An 11,873-nucleotide genomic window follows, 5' to 3' on the forward strand; every position below is an offset into this window, starting at 1 on the left:
AGTCGGATTTATATTTAAATCCCGCCGCCCTGTTCATGAATCGAGCTGCTCTCATTTTTAACTGCCTTCATAAGACTCAGTGCACCTAGTGAAGCTAGCAGTACACTCATCATGATAAAGATAGAGTAATAGTCTCCTTTTAAGAAAAGGCTTACCAGCAAATAAGATAGACTAAGTGATAAGAAAGGTGACACAACCCATACCTTCAGCATTTTTTTCACAACATGTTTATGGAATATGTTCGGTCCACCCTTTGCCATACCTAGCCCAATAATGGACGAGGAGGTAATTTGAGTAAGGGGAACAGGGAGTCCGAATATAGAGCTGACGATGACAAGTCCTGCACCGGTGCTCGATAATAGAATGCCTTCACCCGTTTGATAGCGTGTAATTTTCTTTCCGTTTGTTTCTAGTACCCTTCTTCCTAGAAGCAGCGCCCCAATGGCCACAAAGATTCCGCCGTAAAGGGTTCCTTGCCCGACTGTTAAAACACCTGACGCGACAAGCGGGCCGACCGCATTGGCGACATTGTTCATGCCGGCTGAAAATGCTTCTAAAAACCCACTGATAATCAAAACAACAGATAAGATCAATGTACCTTTTTTGGATAATGTCCGTTTAGGGAACAATCTGATGATTTTGACAACAGCAAAGGTAAAAACAAAGGCAACAATCGGAATAATCACCCAAAAAGAGACAATGACTAAGATCGATTTCACATACAGCACTTTATATGCGGCTGCCACACCGACCACAGCTCCTACTGTGACCTCACTTGTGGATAAAGGAATGGCCAAGAGATTCGCTATGAAAAGTGATAATGCGGCCGAGCCAATGATGATACACACAATTTCAAGTGTGATGACAGATTCCGGCATAATCCCGGAGCTGATCGTTTTGACGACCTCACCGCCGCCAATCACTGAACCTGCTAATATTCCAACTGCACAAACGCTGAGCGCGTATATTGGCTTTTTGATCGCACCTGAACCATATGCGATGCCCATCGAAGCAGCTGCTCCGCTTGCGCCAATATTTAAAGCAAAGAATAAGCTAAATAAAATTGCGGCGATTTCCATACATTATGCTCCCTTACTCATGTAATCCGCACTCAGTCTTTGCTGTCCCTGACCATCTTCCAGAACGCAAATCATCAGCAGTAAATGCCGGCTGTGTACAAGGTGCACACCCGATGCTTGGATATCCTTGGTCATGCAGCGGATTATAAGTAAGATCCTCTCTAGACGCATATCTCCATATGTCCTTCCACGTCCAGTGGATGAGCGGACATACTTTGACTGATTGGAATTTTTCATCCTTATTTAAGAAGTTCGTACCTGCTCGTTTAGGCGACTGCTCTCTTCTTAAACCCGACAGCCATGCCGGATAGCCAGATAGTGCCTCTTGCAATGGAATGACCTTTCTCATATGGCAGCAGCTTTGAGGATTCGTTTCCCATAATTTATCACCATGCTGCTCATTCTGCTCTTCCACCGTCAGCTCAGGTGTTTTCAGCACGATGTCTAAACCAGGATATCTTTCCTTCACTGCATCAATGGTGTCGTATGTTTCCTTGAAATGCAGACCTGTATCTAAAAAGACAATTCTTGCATCTTTTTTTACTTTCGCAATAAGATCGATCAGGACAATGCCCTCAATGCCAAAACTGCATGCATAAACGAGCTGATCACCATAGTGGCCGTACGCCCATTTCAGCACAGATAGGGCTCCTTTATACAAATCGTCCTCTTGAAATGTAATGGACGGCTCTTGCCAATTTTCATAAGTTAACATTGTTTCTCCCCTTCCGGAGTACTGCTTCTATTGCTATTCTCCGCACTACTTTAATCTGATTTTTTCATTTTTTTCCACTTGAATCACTTGACCGTCCTGAACGATCAACGTAATTGAACCGAATTTCATATCCCCAATCAGCTCTTGCATATGCTTCACTAAGTCCTCATCCTGGTTTTGTTTCAGTTCCATCTCCTCTTCCTCCTCACCGTTAAAATAAAAAAACTTTCTTTCAGTCCGAAAGAAAGATGAGGAAGCTCACGATTTCCTTATCTTTCAAAATAGAATCATTTTGCAGGAAGTAGCACCTTGCAAATCGCAGGTTGCCGGGCTTCATCGGGCCAGTCCCTCCACCTCTCTGGATAAGAGTTTTAATTTGTATTAAATATTAACACAATTCAAACAAAAGTCAACCCGACTTTATTGATAGGATTAGTTTTTATTTAAATTTGAGTCTATTTTACTATTTTTAACCAAATAAAAAACTGTGCAGCGCAGCACAGCTTTTTTAAAACAAGACAAGCTTATTAGACCGTTTCTTCCATCCAAGATTCAGACGAAGGATCCTGTCTCCAGCGTTTTAGTTTATTCATAGCAGAAGGCTCAATTGCTTTTAGCTCAAGTGCCACTTCTGTCAGTGTGTCATAGTCTGTCAGCGTGACATAGGGAATGTTTTTCTCTTGAAAAGCCGCAGCTGCTTTTGGCAGTCCATAAGTGAAGATCGCAACAACTCCGAGTACGTCACAGCCTTCTTCTTCAAGAGCAGCAACAACTTCAAGAACGCTGCCTCCAGTTGAGATGAGGTCTTCTACGACAACCACCTTTTGTCCAGGTGATACGGCTCCTTCAATTTGATTTCCTTTTCCGTGTGCTTTTGGTTTACTTCTTACATAACACATCGGTACGTTCAGACGATCAGCTGCTAATGCCGCATGAGGAATGCCAGCTGTAGCTGTACCTGCGACAACTTCCGCTCCTTCAAAATGAGTGAGAATCAAGTCTTTTAAACCTTCCGCAATGTCCCCTCTGACCTCAGGATAAGACAAGGTGAGGCGATTGTCACAGTAAATCGGTGATTTGATACCGCTCGCCCATGTAAATGGTTCGTCTGGTTTTAAAGAGACAGCTTTGATTTGTAATAAATGCTTCGCAATTTTCGTTTTCATCCGGCAGTCACTCCCACTCTTTCAAAATTTGTTGATAAGCTTCCACTGGGTTTGTGGCTTTTGTGATCGATCTTCCCACAACAATCTGTGAAACACCCTGCTCTTTGGCAAAGGCAGGTGTCGCCACACGCTTTTGGTCATCCGTTTGATCATTTGGTAAGCGAATTCCTGGTGTGACAGTGAGAAAGGAGGGAGAGATTTGTTCATGAAGCTGTTTTGATTCATGAACAGAGCACACCACACCATCAAGTCCACTTTCATATGCCAATTGTCCATAATGAAGCACAGCCTCTTGCAATGGGCGGTCAATTAGTAATTCTTTTTTCATCATATCTTCTGACGTGCTTGTCAGCTGGGTCACTGCAATGATGCCCGGGCGATTTTGCCCGGCAGGGGTTCCGCTTTCAAGCCCCTCTATGGCCGCCTGCATCATTCTTTTCCCGCCGGCTGCATGCACATTCACCAAATCAACACCAAGTGCAGCAAGCCGGTTCATCGCTTTTTGCACGGTTGTTGGAATGTCATGAAGCTTCAGATCAAGGAAAATACGGCAATTTTTTTCTTTCAGTGCGTCAATAATGGCAGGACCTTCTTGGTAAAACAGCTCCATGCCAACCTTTACGAATAATGGAGTGCCTTCAAAACGATCTATAAAGGCGTGCGCCTCCTGTCCTGATGGAAAATCAAGCGCGATGATGGGCAAGTGCTTCATGTTTCCAGCTCCTTCCGATGCATTCCTCTACAGATGAATACCCATAAGCCGCTAACACATTCGGCAGTTCATCAATGATTTCCGGGCAAATAAATGGGTTCACAAAATTGGCTGTCCCAACAGCTACCGCACTTGCGCCAGCTAGTAAAAATTCAAGTACATCTTCAGCGCTTTGCACCCCGCCCATCCCAATAATCGGAATAGTAACGGCTTGACTGACCTCATGCACCATTCGGATGGCAACAGGTTTTACGGCAGGACCTGATAATCCGCCTGTTTTATTGGCAAGAATGGGTTTGCCTGTTTTTAAATCTAAACGCATCCCAATCAAAGTATTGATCATGGTGAGTCCATCCGCTCCAGCCGATTCAATCGCTTTAGCAATCTCAACGATATTGGCTACATTAGGTGACAGCTTCACATAAACAGGAACGGAGGAAACTTCCTTGACGGCTTTTGTCAATGTAGCCGCCATTTCTGGATCGGTCCCAAAGGCAATTCCTCCTGTTTTCACATTCGGACACGAGATATTCAGTTCAAGGGCGTGAACATTGCTTGCTTGACTAATTTGCTTTGCTACTTCAACATAATCATCAACTTGTGATCCAGCAACATTGGCAATAATAGGGGTATCGAACTGCTCAAGCCAAGGTAATTCATGTTCAAGCACGCCTTTTAGACCTGGATTTTGGAGACCAATCGCATTCAGCATACCGGCTCCTGTCTCAGCTACCCTAGGTGTCGGGTTGCCAAATCTCGGTTCAAGGGTCGTGGCTTTAATCATGATGCCGCCCAGCAAGGAAAGGTCATATAATGATGCGAATTCTTTTCCAAATCCAAAACAGCCTGATGCAGGAATGATTGGATTTTTTAAAGATAAGCCGGGTAATTCGATGTTTAGCATGATAGCGCCACCTCCTCCGCTTTAAAAACAGGTCCATCCAGACAAACTTTAACGTACGGTTTCTCGTGCTGATCGGTATGACAGACACAAGCAAAGCATGCACCGATTCCGCAGCCCATTCGTTCTTCCATTGAAATATAGACAGGCTTATCGGGATAAGAGTCTTTTAGTGCTTTTAACATAGGTGTCGGTCCACAGGAAAGCAAGACATCAAAGTCCAGCTCATTCTCTTCAATGACATTTGTCACGAAACCTTTCGAGCCATATGTTCCATCAACGGTTGCGATAAATGTATCTCCGAGCGCTTGAAACATCTCCTCATAAAATACATCCTTTTTTGATTGAAAACCGAGAACATGTTTTACGATGACGCCTTTTTTCGTTAACCGCTTAGACAGTTCATATAACGGAGGCACACCGATTCCTCCACCGACTAATAATGCGGTCTGTCCGGCCTGAACGACTGAAGGGTCATAGCCGTTTCCAAGCGGTCCTAACACATCGACTGACTCTCCCGCCCGCTTTTGGGAAAGGAGCTTTGTGCCCTCTCCCTCTGCGCGGTAAATGATGGTTGCTTCTTGCTTTTCGGCATGAATGTTGGCAATACTGATCGGTCTTCTCAGCAGCGGTGTCATGGATTCACTGACCTTTATATGAAGAAACTGTCCAGCTGTTTGAAAGGATTCAACAAGATCACCTTTTAATGTCATTTCGTAAATATGATCAGCGATCTCTCGGTTTGAGACGACCGTCAAGTATGCTTTTTTCATATCGTTACTGTCACCTCAGCATTCGTTTTCACTTCTGGCATTTCATCTGCTCTAAATGTCATGCTCTCTAGCACTCTTAAAATCGCTTCCGCTGTATCTAGTGACGTTAAGCAAGCGACACCATTTTCAACAGATTCACGTCTAATTCTAAAGCCGTCTCTTGCCGGCTGTTTTCCTTTTGTTAAGGTATTGATGACAAATTGGGCTTCACCATTTCGAATGACATCCAGCAGGTTCTTTCCTTCTTCTCCTATTTTGCCGACAACACTTGATGGAATAGAGGCTTGTTTTAAGTAATTCGCTGTTCCTTCTGTTGCTAAAATATGATAGCCGATGGAATGGAATCTTCTTGCAATCTCAAGTCCTTCTTCTTTATCTTTATCAGCCACTGTCAGGAGCACCGTTCCGTCTTTTGGAATTTGAATGCCTGATGCAATCAACCCTTTGTAGAGGGCTTTTTCGATTGTGACATCTTTCCCCATGACTTCACCTGTTGATTTCATTTCAGGCCCTAGTGTAATATCTACTCTTCTTAGTTTTGCAAAAGAGAAGACTGGAACTTTAACATATACGCCTTCTTGCTCAACATGAAGCCCTTCTTGGTAGCCATAGTTTTTCAGTTTTTCTCCTAAAATAACCTTTGTAGCTAAGTTCGCCATTGGAATGCCTGTAATTTTACTTAAGAATGGGACAGTCCGGCTTGAGCGCGGATTCACTTCAAGTACGTACACTTCTCCTTTTGATAGAACAAATTGAATGTTCAAAAGCCCAATGATGTTAAGGCCTTTTGCCAGTTTAATCGTGTATTCTGCAATTTTCGCTTTGATGTCCTCTGACAAAGTTTGCGGCGGGTAGACCGCAATGGAGTCTCCAGAGTGAACGCCGGCTCTTTCAATGTGTTCCATAATGCCTGGTATGACAACCGTTTCTCCGTCAGACACAGCATCTACTTCAATTTCTTTTCCTGTCAAATACTTGTCAATGAGCACTGGGTGCTGCGGATTGACTTTCACCGCATTCTCCATGTAGTGAAGGAGCTCAGCTTCTTGATACACAATTTCCATTGCACGGCCGCCTAATACATAGGAAGGACGGACAAGCACGGGGTAACCGATTTGATTCGCAATCGCTACTGCCTCTGGCACAGACGTTGCTGTCTTACCTTTTGGCTGCGGCACGCCGAGAGTTTCTAATGTTTGTTCAAACTTGTCACGGTTTTCCGCACGGTCAAGGTCTTCAAGCGATGTTCCAAGTATCTTAACCCCTCTATTTGATAATTCATCTGCTAAGTTAATCGCTGTTTGTCCGCCAAACTGAACGACGACACCTTCTGGTTGTTCAAGGTCGATGATGTGCATCACATCTTCTACAGTGAGTGGTTCAAAGTAGAGCTTATCTGAAATACTAAAGTCTGTTGAGACGGTTTCAGGGTTGTTGTTAATAATAATGGCTTCATAGCCTGCTTGTTTGATTGCCCACACTGAATGAACGGTCGCATAATCGAATTCAACCCCTTGTCCGATTCTGATTGGACCTGAGCCTAGCACGATGACACTTTTCTTCTCTGTTCGTTCGGATTCATTTTCATCTTCATATGTGCTGTAGAAGTACGGTGTTTCTGATTCAAATTCTGCCGCACATGTGTCCACCATCTTATACACAGGAACGATGCCTGCTTCTGTTCTTAGGTTATAGACATCTGCCTCATTCATATTCCATTCGCGGCTAATATAAATATCTGAGAAACCTTTTTCTTTCGCTTCTTTTAAAACGTCTACATTGCCTTTGTTTTCTTTTAGTGTCTTTTCAAATGTGATGATGCCTTCCAGTTTATGAAGGAAGAAATAATCAATTTTCGAGAATTCATGAATCTGTTCGACGGTATAGCCTCTTCTTAGTGCCTCAGCGATATAAAACAGACGTTCATCTCCTGCTTTGATAATCCGCTTTTCGAGCACTTCGTTCGTAATGTCCGCTTCGTCTTTTAATTCAATGTGATGCACATCCGCTTCAAGTGAACGAACAGCCTTTAAAAGAGACTCTTCTAATGTGCGGCCAATCGCCATGACTTCACCCGTTGCTTTCATTTGTGTTCCAAGTCGTCTGTTGGCAGATTCAAATTTATCGAACGGCCAGCGCGGGATTTTTGAAACGATATAGTCGAGTGCTGGTTCGAACGCTGCATATGTTTTACCTGTGACTGGGTTCATCATTTCATCAAGTGTTAGGCCAACTGCGATTTTCGCTGCAAGTTTTGCAATCGGATATCCAGTTGCTTTAGACGCAAGAGCAGAAGAACGGCTCACGCGGGGGTTTACTTCGATAATATAGTATTGGAAGCTGTCTGGATCAATCGCCAGCTGTACGTTACATCCGCCTTCAATGCCAAGTGCACGGATCAGCTTGAGTGACACATTACGAAGCAGCTGATATTCACGATCACTTAGCGTTTGACTTGGTGCCACAACGATACTGTCACCTGTGTGGATGCCGACAGGATCAAAGTTTTCCATGTTACAAACCACAATGGCATGATCTCCGCTGTCACGCATGACCTCATATTCAATTTCTTTAAAGCCTGCGATACTTTTTTCAAGCAAACATTGTGTCACCGGACTTAACTTCAGTCCATTCTCGACGATTTCTTTTAATTCTTGCTCATTTGTACAAATTCCGCCGCCTGTTCCGCCTAGTGTATAGGCTGGTCTAACAATGACTGGGAAACCGATTTGATCTGTGAATGCCATCGCTTCTTCAAGGTTATGGATGATTTCACTTTCTGGTACAGGTTCATTTAATTCATTCATTAGATTACGGAATAAATCTCTGTCCTCTGCTTTTTGAATAGCTGACAGCTTGGTGCCTAGTACTTCAACACCGCATTCAGCGAGTACACCAAGATCTGATAATTCAACAGCAAGGTTCAATCCAGTTTGTCCGCCAAGTGTTGGCAGAATCGCATCAGGACGTTCTTTTCGAATGATTCGTGTTAAAAATTCTGGTGTCAGTGGTTCGATGTATACCTTATCGGCCATTTCTGTATCCGTCATGATCGTCGCAGGGTTAGAGTTCACAAGAACGACTTCATAGCCCTCTTCTTTTAGCGCTAAGCAAGCCTGTGTGCCTGCATAGTCAAACTCCGCTGCCTGACCGATGATGATTGGACCTGAACCGATCACTAAAATCTTTTTGATATCTACGCGTTTTGGCATACTTCTTCCCCTTCTTTCTCAGTTGTATGAATCATGTCCATGAACTCGTCAAATAAGTAGTTCGCATCTTCTGGACCCGGTGATGCTTCTGGGTGATACTGGACAGTGAATGCTGGTGCTTCTTTATGTTTTAATCCTTCAATGGTGTTGTCATTTAGCGCAATATGTGTGACTTCAAGCACGTCTTCATTAATGGCGCTAACCGTGTAGCCATGGTTTTGAGACGTCAAGGTTACCTTGCCAGTTGCTAATTCTTTGACTGGATGATTGGATCCTCTATGCCCAAATTTCATTTTTTCTGTACTTGCGCCGCACGCAAGCGCGAATAACTGGTGTCCTAGGCAGATACCAAAGAGTGGTACCTTTCCAATCAGCTGCTGAATCATTTCAACCGCTTCTGGCACATCGACTGGATCCCCAGGTCCGTTTGAAAGCATGATGCCGTCTGGTTTTAACTGTAATACTTCATCTGCCGTGATATTGTATGGCACCACAATGACATCACAATCTCGCTTATTGAGTTCGCGCAAAATGCCATGCTTCATGCCGAAATCGACAAGCACAATTCTTTTTCCTCTTCCTGGGCTTGGATACGCATTTTTCACAGATACTTGGCTTACTTGATCTGTTGGTAGCTGCATCGTTTGAAGGCGGCTTACAACGTCTTCTACTTGTTCATCCGGTCCTGCAAAAGCTCCTCTTAATGTACCTGCACTTCGGATCATGCGCGTGAGCTTGCGTGTATCAATGCCGCTAAGACCCGGGATATTTTTCATTTTTAAATACTCATCAAGTGAGTATGAAGAGCGCCAGTTTGAAGGCTTTTCACAAAGCTCTTTCACGATCAGCCCTTTCACAAACGGTGTGATCGATTCAAAATCATCACGGTTAATGCCATAGTTGCCGATCAGCGGGTAAGTGAGTGTGACAATTTGTCCGCAGTACGACGGGTCAGACAAAATCTCTTGATAGCCTGTCATCCCTGTGTTAAAGACGACTTCTCCGACTGACGGTTCTAAGCTGCCAAAGCCTGTTCCTTCGAATACTGTTCCGTTTTCTAGCACTAAGCGTCTCTTCATTTTACTAGTCTCCCCTCTTCATAAACGACTTTCCCAGATGCAAGTGTCATGACCGGCCATCCTGATACAGTCAATTTGTCAAACGGTGTATTTTGTCCTTTAGATAAGAAGCTTTTTTTGTCAATTGCCATTTCTTTGTTTAAATCAATCAGTGTGATATCAGCGATTTGACCTTCTTCCAGCTTTCCGTATGGAAGAGCAAAGGCTTCTGCTGGTTTGATGGTCATATAATCAACAAGTTCTTTTAATGTCCATTCCCCTGTTTTCACAAAACGTGTGTACAGAAGCGGGAACGCTGTTTCAAGTCCAACAATCCCAAAAGGTGCCCTCTGCATCGTTTCGTTCTTTTCTTCTTCTGTATGCGGTGCATGGTCTGTGGCGATAAAATCAATCGTGCCATCTAAAAGCCCCTCGATCAGTGCCTCGCGATCTTCTGCTCCTCTGAGTGGCGGATTCATTTTATAGTTTGTGTCAAGACCTGGGATGTCTGCATCACATAAGAGAAGGTGATGTGGCGAGACCTCAGCCGTCACACGAATGCCTGCTTTTTTTGCATCGCGTACCACTCGGACGGATTCCTTTGTGCTGATATGGCATACATGATAATGACAATTCGCTGCTTCTGCTAAGAGGACATCTCTTGCAATATGCACCGATTCACAAATTGACGGTATCCCGTTTAACCCATTTGCTTTTGAAAAGTCTCCTTCATGAACGCACCCTCCATAAATGAGTGAGTTATCTTCACAGTGCGCCACTATGGCTTGATCAAGGCTTGCTGCCTTTTTCATTGCTTCGTACATCATGCCTGCGGTTTGAATACCAACACCGTCATCCGTAAAGGCAAAAGCGCCCGCTTCTTTTAACGCTGCAAAGTCTGTCATCTCTTCGCCAATTTGTCTCGTCGTGATGGAAGCGTATGGCAGTACTCTTACAGAGGAGGTCTCTTTGATTCGATTCATCAGCCATTCCATTTGTTCTTTTGTATCTGGAACTGGTCTTGTATTCGGCATCGCTGCAATGGTCGTATACCCGCCTCTTGCTGCTGCCTTAGAACCTGTTTCAATGGTTTCTTTTTTCTCGCCGCCTGGCTCTCTTAAATGCACATGCAGATCAATCAAACCTGGTGATACAAATAGCCCTGCTGCATCAATGACTTCTTCTCCGTCTTCTCTTTCTAAGTGACCCATTGCTTGAATCACTTTTCCTTCTACCCTAATATCCTGCTGCACTCTTTCCCCTGTGCTTGATAAGATAAAACCGTTTTTAATGAGATATGACATAGACAGAATCTCTCCCTTTTTGATGTAGTCTGCTATTTTGAAAAGCCCTTTTTAACACAGCCATTCGGATATACACACCATTTTCCATTTGTTTGAAAATCCTTGACTGTTTTGACTCTACTAATGAATCATCTATTTCAACACCTCTATTTACTGGTGCTGGATGCATAATAATCGCTCTTTCTTTCATTTTGCTTGCCCTGTCTACTGTTAATCCATAAGTCGATAAGTAACCCTCATTGCCCATCTTTTCTGAGTGCCTTTCATGCTGAATTCTCAGCAGCATCACCACGTCAGACCGCTTCATGGCTTCGTCCACTTCGACATACGTTCCATGAGGATTTTGTTCATCTTGGAAGGAAGCTGGTCCTGAAAAGAGCACTGTCGCTCCTAGTCTTGCGAGGACTTCAGCATTGGACCTTGCCACCCTGCTATGTTTGATATCACCATGAATCGAGATCGTTAATCCTTCAAAGCCGCCAAACTCTTCGAAGATCGTCATCAAATCCAGCAATGATTGTGTAGGGTGCTGTCCGCAGCCATCTCCCGCATTAATGATTGGAATCCCGACCTTCCCAATCAGCTCTTTGTAATATTCGTCGGTACTGTCTCTGATGACACATGCCTTGACTCCGATGGATTCAAGTGTTTTCACTGTATCGTAAAGGGTCTCTCCCTTTTGAACAGAGGTACTTGCTGCGTCTAGGTTCAGCACATTCATTCCAAGTTTCTTCTCTGCCACCTCAAAGCTAAAACGCGTTCTTGTACTTGGTTCAAAGAAGAGGTTCGCCACAAATTCACCTGCTAAACCATGTTCCTGTTTCCCTTTTTTCAATGCACATGCTTCTTCAATCAACTGTAAAATTTCTTCCTTTGACAAGCTGCTCATTGTCGATAAATCATTCATTTTTTCTGCCCCCTCTAGTTTTTCATCACTTTCAGGTTCAAAAAAA

Annotated in this window: 11 protein-coding genes and 1 riboswitch; all 11 genes read right to left on the reverse strand. The window is 43.8% G+C overall.

Annotated features, from left to right (window positions below):
- Window positions 1-14 precede the first annotated feature (14 nt).
- The 11 genes from ACTJJQ_RS04015 to ACTJJQ_RS04065 all read right to left on the reverse strand — a co-directional run bounded on the left by ACTJJQ_RS04015 (window position 15) and on the right by ACTJJQ_RS04065 (window position 11,827).
- Window positions 15-1,079 (reverse strand): inorganic phosphate transporter, encoded by a 1,065-nt coding sequence (locus tag ACTJJQ_RS04015; protein ID WP_050827247.1) that lies wholly within the window; start codon window positions 1,077-1,079, stop codon window positions 15-17.
- A gap of 13 nt (window positions 1,080-1,092) precedes the next feature.
- Window positions 1,093-1,794 (reverse strand): phosphoadenylyl-sulfate reductase, encoded by a 702-nt coding sequence (locus ACTJJQ_RS04020; RefSeq protein ID WP_008344917.1) that lies wholly within the window; start codon window positions 1,792-1,794, stop codon window positions 1,093-1,095.
- A gap of 45 nt (window positions 1,795-1,839) precedes the next feature.
- A complete protein-coding gene (locus tag ACTJJQ_RS04025; protein ID WP_008344920.1) occupies window positions 1,840-1,986 on the reverse strand; it encodes a YezD family protein in 147 nt (48 codons plus the stop codon).
- 74 nt (window positions 1,987-2,060) lie between these two features.
- Window positions 2,061-2,163: riboswitch (SAM riboswitch) on the reverse strand.
- 158 nt (window positions 2,164-2,321) lie between these two features.
- Window positions 2,322-2,960 (reverse strand): orotate phosphoribosyltransferase, encoded by a 639-nt coding sequence (pyrE, locus tag ACTJJQ_RS04030; RefSeq protein WP_017359346.1) that lies wholly within the window; start codon window positions 2,958-2,960, stop codon window positions 2,322-2,324.
- Between the two features lie 7 nt (window positions 2,961-2,967).
- Window positions 2,968-3,672, reverse strand: a complete 705-nt coding sequence (gene pyrF / locus ACTJJQ_RS04035; RefSeq protein WP_046527254.1) for an orotidine-5'-phosphate decarboxylase — start codon at window positions 3,670-3,672, stop codon at window positions 2,968-2,970.
- On the reverse strand, window positions 3,644-4,576 hold the full coding sequence (locus tag ACTJJQ_RS04040) for a dihydroorotate dehydrogenase (protein WP_281215352.1): 933 nt from the start codon (window positions 4,574-4,576) through the stop codon (window positions 3,644-3,646). The genes pyrF and ACTJJQ_RS04040 overlap by 29 nt, the downstream gene beginning before the upstream one ends.
- On the reverse strand, window positions 4,570-5,346 hold the full coding sequence (locus tag ACTJJQ_RS04045) for a dihydroorotate dehydrogenase electron transfer subunit (protein WP_008344928.1): 777 nt from the start codon (window positions 5,344-5,346) through the stop codon (window positions 4,570-4,572). Before ACTJJQ_RS04045 ends, ACTJJQ_RS04040 begins: the two co-directional genes overlap by 7 nt.
- Window positions 5,343-8,558 (reverse strand): carbamoyl-phosphate synthase (glutamine-hydrolyzing) large subunit, encoded by a 3,216-nt coding sequence (gene carB / locus ACTJJQ_RS04050; protein ID WP_206114318.1) that lies wholly within the window; start codon window positions 8,556-8,558, stop codon window positions 5,343-5,345. Before carB ends, ACTJJQ_RS04045 begins: the two co-directional genes overlap by 4 nt.
- Complete coding sequence (locus tag ACTJJQ_RS04055) at window positions 8,543-9,637, reverse strand: carbamoyl phosphate synthase small subunit (protein ID WP_019743288.1); 1,095 nt, start codon at window positions 9,635-9,637, stop codon at window positions 8,543-8,545. The genes carB and ACTJJQ_RS04055 overlap by 16 nt, the downstream gene beginning before the upstream one ends.
- On the reverse strand, window positions 9,634-10,920 hold the full coding sequence (locus ACTJJQ_RS04060) for a dihydroorotase (RefSeq protein ID WP_008344934.1): 1,287 nt from the start codon (window positions 10,918-10,920) through the stop codon (window positions 9,634-9,636). The genes ACTJJQ_RS04055 and ACTJJQ_RS04060 overlap by 4 nt, the downstream gene beginning before the upstream one ends.
- Entirely contained in the window at window positions 10,904-11,827 is a 924-nt protein-coding gene (locus tag ACTJJQ_RS04065) for an aspartate carbamoyltransferase catalytic subunit (protein WP_017367206.1), read from the reverse strand. Before ACTJJQ_RS04065 ends, ACTJJQ_RS04060 begins: the two co-directional genes overlap by 17 nt.
- Window positions 11,828-11,873: the final 46 nt, after the last annotated feature.

The organism is Bacillus sp. 22483, assembly GCF_052044605.1.
Taxonomy (GTDB): Bacteria; Bacillota; Bacilli; order Bacillales; family Bacillaceae; genus Bacillus; species Bacillus altitudinis.